Source organism: Pseudoalteromonas sp. Cn5-37, assembly GCF_021532495.1.
GTDB classification, from domain to species: Bacteria; Pseudomonadota; Gammaproteobacteria; order Enterobacterales; family Alteromonadaceae; genus Pseudoalteromonas; species Pseudoalteromonas simplex.
Genome location: NZ_JAKGBA010000007.1, coordinates 101,244 through 113,763, shown reverse-complemented (window position 1 = coordinate 113,763; position 12,520 = coordinate 101,244). Strand labels below are relative to the sequence as shown.

Annotated in this window: 15 protein-coding genes; 13 read left to right on the top strand and 2 right to left on the bottom strand. The window is 42.3% G+C overall.

The genetic code is table 11. The features are described from left to right. Window positions 1-10: 10 nt before the first annotated feature. Genes L1266_RS11245 through L1266_RS11230 form a run of 4 tightly spaced genes read left to right on the top strand, consistent with a single transcriptional unit; the run spans window position 11 to window position 2,481 of the window. Window positions 11-781 carry a ParA family protein gene (locus L1266_RS11245; RefSeq protein WP_054553253.1) on the top strand — a complete coding sequence of 257 codons (771 nt, stop codon included), beginning with the start codon at window positions 11-13 and terminating at the stop codon, window positions 779-781. 2 nt (window positions 782-783) lie between these two features. Continuing rightward, window positions 784-1,542: a chemotaxis protein CheW gene (locus L1266_RS11240; protein WP_055020708.1), complete on the top strand. Its 759-nt coding sequence runs from the start codon at window positions 784-786 to the stop codon at window positions 1,540-1,542. Window positions 1,543-1,563: 21 nt separating this feature from the next. Next, window positions 1,564-2,061: a chemotaxis protein CheW gene (locus tag L1266_RS11235; RefSeq protein WP_054553251.1), complete on the top strand. Its 498-nt coding sequence runs from the start codon at window positions 1,564-1,566 to the stop codon at window positions 2,059-2,061. A gap of 15 nt (window positions 2,062-2,076) precedes the next feature. Further along, window positions 2,077-2,481, top strand: coding sequence for a DUF2802 domain-containing protein (locus L1266_RS11230; protein ID WP_209327012.1), 405 nt, complete (start codon window positions 2,077-2,079; stop codon window positions 2,479-2,481). 17 nt (window positions 2,482-2,498) lie between these two features. Here L1266_RS11230 and L1266_RS11225 read toward each other — a convergent pair whose 3' ends face one another. Both L1266_RS11225 and fliK read right to left on the bottom strand, forming a co-directional pair. After that, a complete protein-coding gene (locus tag L1266_RS11225) occupies window positions 2,499-2,807 on the bottom strand; it encodes an EscU/YscU/HrcU family type III secretion system export apparatus switch protein (RefSeq protein ID WP_235377545.1) in 309 nt (102 codons plus the stop codon). 5 nt (window positions 2,808-2,812) lie between these two features. Beyond that, entirely contained in the window at window positions 2,813-5,437 is a 2,625-nt protein-coding gene (gene fliK, locus L1266_RS11220) for a flagellar hook-length control protein FliK (protein ID WP_235377544.1), read from the bottom strand. A 102-nt stretch (window positions 5,438-5,539) separates the two neighbouring features. Between fliK and ccmA the strand changes: the two genes are divergently transcribed. The 9 genes from ccmA to ccmI are packed head-to-tail and all read left to right on the top strand — an operon-like array spanning window position 5,540 to window position 12,514. Beyond that, window positions 5,540-6,160 (top strand): cytochrome c biogenesis heme-transporting ATPase CcmA, encoded by a 621-nt coding sequence (gene ccmA, locus L1266_RS11215; RefSeq protein ID WP_138599030.1) that lies wholly within the window; start codon window positions 5,540-5,542, stop codon window positions 6,158-6,160. Next, a complete protein-coding gene (gene ccmB / locus L1266_RS11210) occupies window positions 6,160-6,846 on the top strand; it encodes a heme exporter protein CcmB (protein WP_054553246.1) in 687 nt (228 codons plus the stop codon). Before ccmA ends, ccmB begins: the two co-directional genes overlap by 1 nt. A 1-nt stretch (window position 6,847) precedes the next feature. Further along, complete coding sequence (locus tag L1266_RS11205; RefSeq protein ID WP_054553245.1) at window positions 6,848-7,585, top strand: heme ABC transporter permease; 738 nt, start codon at window positions 6,848-6,850, stop codon at window positions 7,583-7,585. 2 nt (window positions 7,586-7,587) lie between these two features. Next, entirely contained in the window at window positions 7,588-7,791 is a 204-nt protein-coding gene (ccmD, locus tag L1266_RS11200) for a heme exporter protein CcmD (protein ID WP_054553244.1), read from the top strand. Then, window positions 7,788-8,267 carry a cytochrome c maturation protein CcmE gene (gene ccmE / locus L1266_RS11195; protein ID WP_054553243.1) on the top strand — a complete coding sequence of 160 codons (480 nt, stop codon included), beginning with the start codon at window positions 7,788-7,790 and terminating at the stop codon, window positions 8,265-8,267. The genes ccmD and ccmE overlap by 4 nt, the downstream gene beginning before the upstream one ends. Window position 8,268: 1 nt before the next feature. Beyond that, window positions 8,269-10,224: a heme lyase CcmF/NrfE family subunit gene (locus tag L1266_RS11190; RefSeq protein WP_138599029.1), complete on the top strand. Its 1,956-nt coding sequence runs from the start codon at window positions 8,269-8,271 to the stop codon at window positions 10,222-10,224. Further along, complete coding sequence (locus L1266_RS11185) at window positions 10,221-10,790, top strand: DsbE family thiol:disulfide interchange protein (RefSeq protein ID WP_138599028.1); 570 nt, start codon at window positions 10,221-10,223, stop codon at window positions 10,788-10,790. The genes L1266_RS11190 and L1266_RS11185 overlap by 4 nt, the downstream gene beginning before the upstream one ends. After that, a complete protein-coding gene (locus tag L1266_RS11180) occupies window positions 10,790-11,251 on the top strand; it encodes a cytochrome c-type biogenesis protein (protein ID WP_138599027.1) in 462 nt (153 codons plus the stop codon). The genes L1266_RS11185 and L1266_RS11180 overlap by 1 nt, the downstream gene beginning before the upstream one ends. Next, window positions 11,252-12,514, top strand: a complete 1,263-nt coding sequence (gene ccmI, locus L1266_RS11175; protein ID WP_138618589.1) for a c-type cytochrome biogenesis protein CcmI — start codon at window positions 11,252-11,254, stop codon at window positions 12,512-12,514. The last annotated feature ends 6 nt before the right edge of the window (window positions 12,515-12,520 follow it).

Below are 12,520 nucleotides of genomic sequence, written 5' to 3'. Positions count from 1 at the left end.
AAGGTGTGATGTGAAAGTTTGGACCGTAGCGAATCAAAAAGGTGGGGTAGGGAAAACAACAACAGCTGTTAGCCTTGCTGGTATTCTCGCTTTACAAGGAAAACGCGTGTTACTTATTGACACCGATCCGCATGCATCATTGACTTATTATTTTGGTATAGATTCAGAAGACTTAGAAGTCAGCGTGTATGATATTTTCGCGCGTGGTAACAGCATGGCCAGTGAAGAAATTTTGCAGGCTCTATGTCCATCAACACTTGAAAACCTAGATATCTTACCTGCGACGATGGCAATCGCGACGCTTGATAGAAGCATGGGCAATAAAAATGGCATGGGCTTAATACTAAAAAAAGCGCTTGCGAAAATTAGCGACCATTATGACTATGCAATTATTGATTGCCCGCCTGTTTTAGGTGTTTTGATGGTCAATGCTCTTGCAGCTAGTGAGCGAATTTTAGTACCAGTACAAACAGAATTTTTGGCCTTAAAAGGGCTTGATCGTATGATGCGTACGATGGAGCTGATGCAAACATCGCAAGCAAAACAGTACCAATATACAATTATTCCTACAATGTACGATAAACGTACTAAAGCATCACTTGAAGCTTACAAGACTCTGCAGGATAATTACAAAGATAAAGTATGGTCAGGCGTGGTTCCTGTCGATACAAAGTTTAGAGATGCTAGTTTAGCACAGCAAGTGCCGATTCAATTTTGCCCGCGTTCGCGTGGCGTTTTTGCCTATCGCGCACTGCTTGATTACTTAGTTGCACAAGGTTAAAGATGAGTAAGCATTTATTTGCCAATGAAAAAGTGATGACCCAATATTTGGGCGCTTTGTTGTGTGAAGATGAGCCTACAGACCAAAATCTTGAGCCAGTCGCAAAGCTGCTGGAGCAGGTTAAAGAGCCTGAAACTAAGACAGAAGAAAAGCTGACAGACGTTCAGCCTACTCCAGAACCTGTTTTACCACCCCCAGAACCGACTAAAGAGCTTGAGAAAACCGAGAACCAAGCTAATATCAAAGATATAGTCGCAGAACCTAAAGCTGAACTGGTTGCAAAAACCTCGTCTGATCGTCAAGAAGACTATTTTGATGGTGAATTTCAGGCATTATTCTTTGAGGTTGCAGGGTTAACCCTTGCTGTACCGTTAAAAGCATTAGGGGGAATTCATCAGCTGGCAGAGGTTAACCAATTATTTGGTAAACCAAAATGGTTTAAAGGTGTCATGCTAAACCGTGAAGAAAAACTAAATGTTGTTGATACTGCACGTTGGGTTATGCCAGAAAAGTATGATGAAAAATTAGAACAATCATTAGATTATCAGTATTTAATCACCTTAGGTGACAGTCAATGGGGATTATTGGCTGAAAAGCTCGTAAATAATATTACGCTTCGTAAAGAAGATGTAAAATGGCGAGCAAAATCAGGTAAGCGGCCTTGGCTTGCAGGTGTTATCAAAGAGAAAATGTGCGCCTTGATTGACGTTGAAAATTTAAATCAATTGCTAGAGCAGGGCTTAGACAGCCGTGAGCAGTAACTATTTTTACGGAGTAATAGCATGAGTGAAGAAAGACTACTGTCAGCAAATAAAAACGCTGATAGCAACGATGAAGTGTTACAGTGGGTAACCTTTAAACTTGAAGAAGAAACGTACGGCATTAACGTAATGCAAGTACAAGAAGTACTTCGCTATACCGAAATTGCTCCTGTGCCAGGTGCGCCTTCTTATGTGTTAGGTATTATTAACTTACGTGGTAATGTTGTTACTGTGATCGACACGCGTGCACGTTTTGGTTTAATGGGTGCTGAGGTTACTGATAACTCTCGTATCGTTATCATTGAAGCTGAAAAGCAAGTGATTGGTATTTTAGTTGACAGTGTTGCTGAAGTGGTTTACCTACGTAGCTCTGAAATTGACAGTGCGCCAAATATTGGCACAGAAGAAAGTGCTAAGTTTATCCAAGGTGTATCTAACCGTGATGGTGAGTTACTGATCTTGGTTGATCTTAATAAATTATTAAATGACGATGAGTGGGACGAGCTAAGCGCACTATAAGCGTTTGGAAATTATATGCTGTTATACTCTTTGTTTGGTGCCTCAATCTTACTTGTATTAGTGTGTTTGGGGCTTATTTTTGTCAATAACAATAAGCAAGCGGCGGCGATTCAAGCCAAGCAAAAGCAGTTACAAGAAGCTCAACAGCAATTGAGTATTTTACGTAGCGAAGTGGCTGAAATGCGAGCAGGCATGCTAAGTATTGGCAAACGTGTTGTTGCTGTTGAAGAAAAAAATAAAGAGCTTGAACAGCTACAAGATGCACAAAAATATGATGATCCGAATGCGAAAATTTATTCGCGAGCGGTTAAAATGGTTGAGCTAGGCGCTGATTTAGAAGAAATAATTCGTGAATGCGAATTACCCAGAGCCGAAGCTGAGCTACTCATGTCACTTCATAAACAAAAAGGCGCCGAATAGGCGCTTTTTTATTTGAGCTAAGCTTTGATGTTGAGCTTACCTTGAAAGTCTTGCCAACCCGGTGGAAACTTACCACGCAATACGTACGAAAAAGCAATTAATTCGGCAATAACATAATAGAGCTCTTTCGGGATTTCTTCACCTAGCTCAAGATGCGATAAGGTTTGAGCTAAGTCCGCATCTTGGTGTATCAAAATGCCTTTTTGCTCAGCAAGTTTGACGATTTCTTCAGCCAATTCACCAAAGCCTTTACTGCTTACTCGTGGTGAGCTACCCGCTTCGTAGAGTAAGCCAATTGCTGATTTATGCACCGCTTGTTCACTCATAAAAATTACACCTTAATGTTAATAATCGCATGGGATTTATAAAAAGCTTGGTGGTTTGATGTCCCTTGTTGCAAGTTTAACTCACCTACATTTAAACCATGGCCTGTTAATTTATGGCGCAGCGTTTCTAAATGCGGATGAGCAAGCGCTGTCACTTCTTGTGAAGAAGCGAGCAATTGGCAATCAACTGCTTTATCCATCACCTCCGCGGTAATTTGTAACTTGCCAAGCTGAGCATAATCAAAGTTCAATCGCACAAACCAGACATTCTTAGCTTCGAGTTTATTTTTACTTGGCTTTTTATATTGTCCTAAGCTGATCTCTGTTTGCCCTGTTTCAGGAGGTAACTTCATCGGCAAGAAAAATTGCACTAAAGCACTGTTATCTTGTTGCTGATTGATAGGGGTTGTTTGCACCTGAGCTAGAGTGTTTTTCAGTTGCGAGGCTTCAGCCGCCATGGCTTGCATCGCAGGCTGCTGTAGTTGCTCGAGTAATTTATTGCCGTTAACGGCTTTAAAGTTGGGCACTAACACTTGCAGTAAGGCATCAAGACCAGTTTGATTATTAAAACTAAGGTTGGTTGGTGCTTGATTAATAATTGGCGCGGCAAGTGAAGCCACTGCTAATTGTTCTAACCCTTGGCTGAAGCTTGCCTGCTGAGTTTGACTAGGCAGTGCTGTTGGCCTGAGAATACTTAAAAGCTCTCGCTCAATCGTTGTAGGGTGCATGTTTTGACTCGAGATCATGCGATTAAATGCTTGATTAACGAGCCTGTTTAAATCTACCGAAGACGATGTGTTTTGCTCACTCAGGGCTACAAGTTTCTCTGTTAATTGCACTGGCAGAGGCATACTTGCTAACGGTTTACTTTCAGGGAGCGGTAATAGCTTAGCAATCAGCGTGGCTTCGATTGGCCTTATCGGCAATAATGGCTGACTCAAGTTCGGCTCTTTCAACGCTAAGAAGGGGGCGTGTAATTGAGTTTGCTGCTGGGCAACTTTTTGTAACCCTACGGTTTGCTCATTGGGTGCTCGAGTCACGAAGTTATGCTGTTTAGTTTGCTCACTCATATTTTTCAGTACTGAATTAGCAAGGCTACTTTTAACTGGGGCAAGCTGTTCAGATGCTGCTTTGTCAGAGTTTAGTGTATTAACAGAACTGTTAATTGACTTGTTGTCTGCAGGTGCTTTTTGCATAGCATTGTCTAAGCTCAATACAGGGAGTTGTGCTTTGCTATGGTTTGTAGCCAACTGAGTCGCTTGATTTTGTGCGCTAACAAGCGGCTCTAAACTGACTTTTATCCGTTGCAGTAACTGTATTAAAGGTGGAGCCTTGTTATAACTCACGGGTAAGCTAACTTGCTTTGTAGACTGACTTTCGGTTAATGGCTCTGTGTGTTTAGTCGCAGGTAATGGCGTATTTGCTGAAGCTGGCCTACTTTCTTTTTGCAGCACTTGAGACGAAGCAAGTTTTGGCGTGCTTTGTTGAGCAGCGGCAAACTTTACTATATTGATTTTATTAGCATTAAAACCTAGTTGGCTAATCGTATTTTTGCTTTCAATCAACTGATGCGTTGACTGGTTAACAGCCGCTTTAGTGGTAGCAGGAAGCTTTTCAAAATAGCGCACTGCATCACTAATACGCGTTTTTAAATCAGCAAAACTGTCTTTTAGCCAAGAGCTAATGGGTGAATTTGAGCAGCTCGATGGCGCTATCAACGTACTCTTAGGCTCAACAGCTTGGCTTTTTAATGCTTGATTGAATGTCTCTGACAGCGAGTTCTTTAACAGTATTTGTTGCACAGGCGCTTTATTTATAAGTTCAACAGTATTTTTAACTTGCTGGGGGGTTAGTTTTAATGCATGAGGATGAAATTGCCACTGGGCTTGAATTTGCTTAGCTTGTTTTGGCGATATTGTAGGTAGCGGTAAAGTTAATTCATTACTTTGCTTGTTTGCAACGCTTAACTGTACTTGTTGCCCTGCTAATTTCAAATTCATTTCAGGGGTTAGCTTAGCCACCAACTCAGCTACTTTTTGTTGGCTAACACTTTGCTGATGGAGTGAATCCCCAAAGCGATTAATAATGTTTAAATTAAAGCTATTTTGTTGGTTGGTAGCAGGCAGCAAAATGGCTTTAAGCGGTGCTTCAGCTTTTAAAAGAGCAACCAGGCTATTATTAAGAGCAAACTCAGCTTTTAATGCCGGTAGTTGTAGTAAAGGTTTACTTGGCGCAATCTGAGCTGGGTGCGGCATATTTGTATTTGCACTCCCTTGCGTTAGCAAGTTCAGTAGTGCTTGTAATTGCTGGCTTTTGCCAAGAGTAATAGTCAGCGGTGCTGGTGTGATAGTCAGCTGTTTACCATCACTACTTAATTGAATATTGGCCGCTAAAAAGCGCTCAGTTTTGAGGTTTTCTTGCTCTGTTGATAAGCGCAGTGTTTGCCATGAGTTATTGATTAGCACGTCCATTTGCACACTGTGCTTACCAACCACAATATTACGAGCAGTTAGGCTCTGCTCAGCCAGCATTTTCAAGGCATCATTAGGTGATTGCTGTAGTGCACTGCTGATTGCTTTTGGGTCTAGATTAAGCTGAGTGCTGAGAGTCAACTGGCTTTGTTTATTCATTATTTTAGATCAAATATAAGTTAATCGTTTTAAAGCAATATTCGTATTACCCTATCATTATGGTAGACTAACGCCTAATTTTGGGTATAGAGAATCGTCATCTTGTTACACATTAAGGCCGTCACCTGCATCAAGCAAGATCGTTGTTTGTTTGCGGATCTTAATTTCAGCTTGAAATCGGGACAAATTATGCAGTTAGCTGGTCCGAATGGGGCTGGTAAAACATCATTATTGCGTATTATCGCGGGTTTCGCTATGGCGGATGAAGGCGATGTTTTGTTCCAAGATCGCTCAATTACAAAATACTATGATGAATATGCACAAGAGTTATTATTCATCGGCCATAAAACTGGGGTAAATACACAGCTTACCGCCCTAGAGAATGTCGCATTTTGGCTAAAAATAAATGGCTACGATAGCAAACAAGACTTGTATCCGATCTTAGCAAAAATAGGCTTGGTAGGTCTTGAAGATGTACCTGTTCGTATGTTGTCAGCAGGGCAACAACGCCGTGTCGCTCTCGTAAGACTGTGGTTAAACAGTGCCAAACTATGGATCCTTGATGAGCCATTTACAGCCCTTGATAAAAGCGGTGTTGCATTTTTACAAGAACGCTTTGTTGAGCACCTAAATGCTGGCGGCGCGATTCTATTAACCACCCACCAAGATTTAACGACACATTTTAGTGACCTTCAAACAGTGACTTTGGAGTATCGCCACTGATGGTAAAACAGCATTCGTATTGGCAATTATTCTCTGCGGTTTTTTCTAAAGATCTTAAATTAGCGTTTCGTCAGCGTGCTGAAATCGTTAACCCTATCTTGTTTTTTCTTATCGTTATTACACTTTTTCCGTTAGCAATTGGCCCTGAACCCGGTCTACTTGCTCGTATGGCGCCGGGCATTATTTGGGTCGCTGCGTTACTCTCGACCATGTTAGGCCTAGATAAGCTATTTCGTGATGATTATCACGACGGAACACTAGAGCAATTAATTGCTTCATCATACCCTTTACCGTTAACTGTCCTTGCAAAAGTGGCAGCGCATTGGGTGATAACGGGGTTGCCTTTAGTGTTAATGACTCCGGTATTTGCTTTGTTATTGAATTTAGAAAGTTCAGCGCTTTTAGCAACCGTTCTGACCTTATTGTTAGGTACGCCATTGCTTAGCTTCATTGGCGCAATTGGCGCTGGACTTACTGTGGGACTACAAAAAGGCGGCATTTTAATGAGTTTGCTTGTTTTGCCTTTGTACATCCCTGTACTAATTTTTGCAACCTCGGCTATTGATACCAGCTCTATGGAGCTTGCCTATAGCGGACAGCTTGCAATCCTTGGTGCCATGCTAATCGTAGCGATTATAGCGGCACCAATTGCCATATCGTCAGCATTGAAAGTGAGTGTAAGTTAATATGTGGAAGTGGTTACATCCCTACGCAAAAGCAGATCGTGCTTACCAATTGTGTAACACCTTACTGCCTTATTTCGCCGTCGTTACGGTGGTTTGTATGATTGTTGGATGGGTCTGGGGGCTTGCTTATGCCCCAGCCGATTACCAACAAAAAGACAGCTACCGAATTATTTTTATCCATGTGCCTTCAGCTATTTTATCTATGGGCGCTTACTCTTCTATGGCGATTGCAGCAGTGATCGCACTAGTATGGCAATTACGTAATGCAGAACTTGCAGTGATTGCAATTGCACCTGTTGGGGCATGTGTGACAGCGATAGCATTAATTACCGGTGCAGCATGGGGTAAGCCTATGTGGGGCGCATGGTGGGTGTGGGATGCACGTCTTACCTCTGAGTTAATTCTGTTATTTTTATACCTTGGTGTGTTATCGCTTTATCATGCTTTTGAAGATAAAAAAGCAGCGGGGCGTGCTGCTTGTATCTTAGCCATTGTTGGGGTTATCAACTTACCGATTATTCACTTCTCGGTGGAGTGGTGGAATACCTTACACCAAGGTGCAACCATTACAAAGTTTGATACTAAAGCCATTGATCCAAGCATGTTTTGGCCATTAATGGTTAACATTGTTGCGTTTGCAGGTTTTGTTGGTGTGGTGACGTTAATCCGCCTTAAAAACGAAATTCTTCAACGTGAAAAGCATCGCCCTTGGGTGCGTGATATGGTTGAGCGAGGTTAATCATGCAGTTTGATTCTTTTGCAGATTTTATTGCCATGGGTGGCTATGGCTTTTATGTATGGTTGTCTTTTGGTAGCTGTGCATTAATTTTACTCGGTATTTTATTTAGTTCGTTAAACGATACAAAACGTATTTTCTCTTCAGTAAAGCAGCAAGCACAACGTGAAGAGCGCATTAAGAAAGCGAAGCAAGAGGCAGGGCAATGAATCCAAGACGTAAAAAACGTTTATTAGCAGTTGTAGCCATTATTTTTGGTGTGGGTGCAACGATTGGTTTAGTGCTGTATGCACTGCAAGAAAACATCAATTTATTCTATACCCCAAGTGAACTTGTTGATGGTAAGGGACCAAATAAAGAAAAACCGCATATTGGTCAAAAGTTACGTATTGGTGGCATGGTTGTACCAGGCTCAGTTGTTCGTGACGAATCAAGCTTAAAGGTAAGCTTCAAACTGATTGATAAAGGCCCTATGGTGACAATTAATTATCAAGGGATCTTACCGGACTTATTCCGTGAAGGCCAAGGGATTGTGGCGCAGGGCGTGTTAGTTAAAGCCAATGAAATTGATGCCTTTGAAGTACTTGCAAAGCATGATGAAGAATACATGCCTGCAGAAGTTGCTGAAGCAGTGAAGGGTATCAAGCACGAAAAACCGACGTATAACTTAGATAACGGCAATTAATATGATCCCAGAACTCGGTTATTTTTCTTTAACACTGGCCATGGTGCTCAGTGTTCTATTGTGTATTTTTCCTATGTGGGGGGCGCATACCGGCAATTTACGTTTAATGCGTGCCGCCCCATCACTGGCAATTGGACAGTTCGTATTTGTGCTTTTGTCTTTTGCGGCACTTGTTTATGCTAGTTTAACCGACGACTTTACTGTTTCGTATGTTGCTTATCATTCAAGTAGCACCTTACCTTGGTACTACAAAATAACCTCGACATGGGGTGGTCATGAAGGGGCGATATTACTTTGGTTAGTGATGCAAGCGGGTTGGACAGCCGTAGTAGCTATGCGCTCGCAATCATTACCTTGGGTATTACGTGCTCGTGTACTTGGTGTACTAGGCTTTTTAGGTGTTGGCTTTATGTTATACACCTTGTTAATGTCGAGCCCATTTGAGCGCTTATTACCGTATTTCCCTGTTGAAGGTCGCGATTTAAATCCGTTATTGCAAGACCCAGGTATGATTATTCACCCGCCATTGCTTTATATGGGCTATGTAGGTTTATCTGTGTCATTCTCATTCGCTATTGCAGCGTTACTTACTGGTAAGCTTGATAATACTTGGGCTAAGTGGTCTCGTCCTTGGACTATGACAGCATGGGGCTTTTTAACACTTGGTATTACCATTGGTAGTTGGTGGGCATACTCAGAACTTGGCTGGGGCGGCTGGTGGTTCTGGGATCCCGTTGAAAACGCATCATTAATGCCATGGCTTGTGGCAACCGCATTGCTGCACTCATTATCAACCACCGAAAAGCGTGGTGTATTTAAGTCGTGGACCGTATTACTGGCTATTGCAGCATTCTCGTTAAGCTTACTGGGTACCTTTATTGTTCGCTCGGGTATCATTGTATCTGTGCATGCTTTTGCCTCAGATCCTAACCGCGGTATGTTTATTTTAGCATTCTTAGCCATTGTAGTTGGTGGTGGTTTATCGCTTTATGCACTGCGTGTTTCGCAGGTGAAAAGTGAAGGCCGTTATAAGTTTGCCTCACGTGAAGTTGCGCTTTGGTTAAATAATATTTTCTTAGTTGTGGCAACACTGATTGTATTGCTAGGTACATTACTGCCAATGATCCACAAAGAACTTGGCTTAGGTAGCATTTCGATTGGTGAGCCGTTCTTCAATAAGATGTTTGCTATTTTACTGGTACCGTTTGCCATTTTAATGGGTATGGGTCCGCTGTTACGCTGGAAACAAAATAAATGGTCAATGTTGCAAAACAAATTTGCACTATCGGCTGTTGTCAGTCTCGTGGCTACGGCAGCGTGGTTATATTCAAGTTACGATGTAATTGCGCCAATTACCTTTATTGCAACTGCGCTAGCGGTATGGATTGTTGTTACTACTCTGGTTGATTTAACGGCAAAAGTAACTATTCACAAAACCTTAGGCGAAGGCTTTAAACGTTTAGGACTAAGCTATTGGGCGATGGTATTAGGTCACGTTGGTTTAGCGTTCGTGATTGCAGGTGTAACGTTAACCTCTGCTTATTCAGTAGAGCGTGATGTATCAATGAAGCCGGGTGACACTGTGGCTTTAAATGAATACCAGTACCGTTTTGATGGTGTTAAGTCTATTCGCGGCGCTAACTATAGCGGCCATGCTGGGGTTGTCACTGTGCTGAAAAATGATAAACAAGTAACCGTTTTACATGCTGAAAAACGCCGTTATGACATTGGCATGCAGTTTATGACAGAAGCAGCTGTTGATGCTGGCTTTACGCGTGACTTATACCTAGCACTGGGTGAGCAATTAAGCCAAGGTGCGTGGTCGTTACGTATTTACCATAAGCCTTATGTTCGTTGGATGTGGCTCGGTGGTATCTTGATTTCACTGGCAGGCTTTTTAGTGCTTGGTGATAAACGCTATCGCCAAAAATCGACTAAGCAGGAGGCATCAGCATGAACCGTAAACTACTCGCACTAGCACCTTTACTGGTTTTCGTTTTACTGTGTGTGTTTTTATATCAAGGCTTGTTTGCTAACCCGCGTGAGCTGCAAACTGGGCGTATTGGGCAGGCTATGCCAGCTTTCAACTTGCCAGACTTGATGGATGAGTCAACGCGTTGGACAGATAGTGATTTAAAAGGTGAAGTTTACTTACTCAATGTGTGGGGCACATGGTGCCCGACCTGTTTAGCTGAGTTAGGCTATTTAACTGAGCTTAGAGAGCAGGGCGTTAAGATTGTTGGCTTATACTACGAGCAAGGCTACGACCCTGACTTTGATGGCCAGTTTGATATTAACGCACTACGCGAAGACGTTACCAGTATGCTTAATCGTGCTGGCGACCCATATCAATTCAATATCTTAGATTTAAAGCGCACATTAGCCCTTGATTTAGGGGTGTCTGGCGCGCCAGAGACCTTCTTAGTTGATAAGCAAGGCACCATTTTGCTGCACCATACCGGCGATATTAATCCGCGTGTGTGGCGAGCCAAATTCGCACCGTTAATGCAGGAGTTACAGTAATGAGACTCGTGATTTTTTTAGCAAGTTTGCTTATCACGTTTAGTGCATTTGCAGAGCAAGACAAATATCAATTTGATGACAAAGAGCAAGCTGTACGCTTCAGTGAGCTTACCAAAGAGCTGCGTTGCCCTAAATGTCAAAACCAAAACATTGCCGACTCAGACGCGGTTGTAGCCAAAGACTTACGCGACAAAGTGTTAGCGCTGGTAAAAGATGGCAAAACTAAAGATGAAGTCATCGATTATATGATTGACCGTTATGGCTACTTCGTACATTACGATCCACCCGTAACACCCGCAACCTTAGTATTATGGGTATTGCCAGTATTGATTGTGGTACTTGGCTTTGGGTTTATTGTTTTACGCCAACGTAAGGCATCGGTAAAACAAACATGGACAGAGCAAGACGAGGCACTACTTGCAAAGTTAATTGAACAAAATCAACGTCAGGAGCAAAGCTAGATGGCATTAATGTGGGCTTCTTTTGTTTTACTCACGCTGGTTGCATTGCTATTTGTTGTCGTTCCTTTTTTTAAACGCGAACGTATTCAACGCCTTGATCACAATGCAAACTCGGAGTTAATCCGAATTTATCATCAACGTTTAGATGAGCTTAAAACAGACTTAGATAACCAACGTATTGATGCACAAATGCACGACGAATCAGTTATCGAACAAAAACGTCGTTTGCTCAATGAGCTGTCTCCAGAAAAAGCGCTAAATAGTAAAGGTAACAACCGTATTTTTGCCCTTACTGGCGCTGGCTTTTTAATTGTTTTGACGGCTATCTTTTACGGTTACACGGGTAGTCAGCAGCAAATAAAAGGCTGGCATGACGCGATGGCAAACCTTAAGTCGTATGGTGAACGTGCCGTAATGCAAGATGGTGAGCCATTGACACCGAATGAGTTGCAAGCATTTGCTTTAGCATTGCGTACCAAGCTTGATCAAAGTGGTGATGATGAAGTGGCGTGGATGCTGCTAGGTCGTGTTGCGATGTCATTAAATGAATTTGATATGGCGATGCAGTCATTTGATAAAGTGCTAAAAATGAACCCGGATAACAAGCAAGTGCTGATCAGCTACTCGCAAGTTCTGCTAATGGAAGGCAGTGATGCGAATATGTCACGTGCAGCAACGATGTTATCGAGAGTGTTAAAAGCAGAGCCGACTAATATTGATGCAATCTCATTGTTAGCTCTGATTGCTTATGAGCGCAAGGATTGGCTGCAAGCTAAAACTGCGTTTGAAGTACTGCTTGCAAGTATGCAGCAAAATGATCCGCGTTATAGCATGATTGCAGAGCGTATTGCTGAAATTGATGCTCACTTAAATAATCAGCAGCAAGTTACAAATACAGAAATTGCAAAAGCTTCACACAGTGAAATTAGCATCACAGTTGATTTAGACTCAGCTCTAGCAGATTCGCAGCCACAAAACGGCACCTTGTTTGTTTTTGCAAAAGCAGCCAGTGGCCCACAGATGCCATTAGCCGTGGTAAAAATGACGGAATACAGCTTTCCGCTAACAGTGACATTGAGTGATTCGAATGCAATGGTTGAAGGTCTGAATTTATCAAGTGTCGATAAAATTATTTTAACTGCGCGTTTATCAAAAGATGCAACTGTGGTAACTTCTAGCGGCGAGTTGGAAGGCAAGTCGGGTATTTTAGAACGTGCGAACGTTAAAGAGTACGCGTTGCTAATTAATGAGTTAATACCGTAAGGATAG

Bases quoted from the DNA above. Each gene is read 5' to 3' on its own strand.
- ccmB (WP_054553246.1), top strand. From the start codon at position 6,160: ATGGTAAAACAGCATTCGTATTGGCAATTATTCTCTGCGGTTTTTTCT.
- L1266_RS11225 (WP_235377545.1), bottom strand. From the start codon at position 2,807: ATGAGTGAACAAGCGGTGCATAAATCAGCAATTGGCTTACTCTACGAA.
- ccmI (WP_138618589.1), top strand. From the start codon at position 11,252: ATGGCATTAATGTGGGCTTCTTTTGTTTTACTCACGCTGGTTGCATTG.
- L1266_RS11180 (WP_138599027.1), top strand. From the start codon at position 10,790: ATGAGACTCGTGATTTTTTTAGCAAGTTTGCTTATCACGTTTAGTGCA.
- ccmD (WP_054553244.1), top strand. From the start codon at position 7,588: ATGCAGTTTGATTCTTTTGCAGATTTTATTGCCATGGGTGGCTATGGC.
- L1266_RS11185 (WP_138599028.1), top strand. From the start codon at position 10,221: ATGAACCGTAAACTACTCGCACTAGCACCTTTACTGGTTTTCGTTTTA.
- L1266_RS11235 (WP_054553251.1), top strand. From the start codon at position 1,564: ATGAGTGAAGAAAGACTACTGTCAGCAAATAAAAACGCTGATAGCAAC.
- ccmE (WP_054553243.1), top strand. From the start codon at position 7,788: ATGAATCCAAGACGTAAAAAACGTTTATTAGCAGTTGTAGCCATTATT.
- L1266_RS11240 (WP_055020708.1), top strand. From the start codon at position 784: ATGAGTAAGCATTTATTTGCCAATGAAAAAGTGATGACCCAATATTTG.
- fliK (WP_235377544.1), bottom strand. From the start codon at position 5,437: ATGAATAAACAAAGCCAGTTGACTCTCAGCACTCAGCTTAATCTAGAC.
- L1266_RS11230 (WP_209327012.1), top strand. From the start codon at position 2,077: ATGCTGTTATACTCTTTGTTTGGTGCCTCAATCTTACTTGTATTAGTG.
- L1266_RS11205 (WP_054553245.1), top strand. From the start codon at position 6,848: ATGTGGAAGTGGTTACATCCCTACGCAAAAGCAGATCGTGCTTACCAA.
- L1266_RS11190 (WP_138599029.1), top strand. From the start codon at position 8,269: ATGATCCCAGAACTCGGTTATTTTTCTTTAACACTGGCCATGGTGCTC.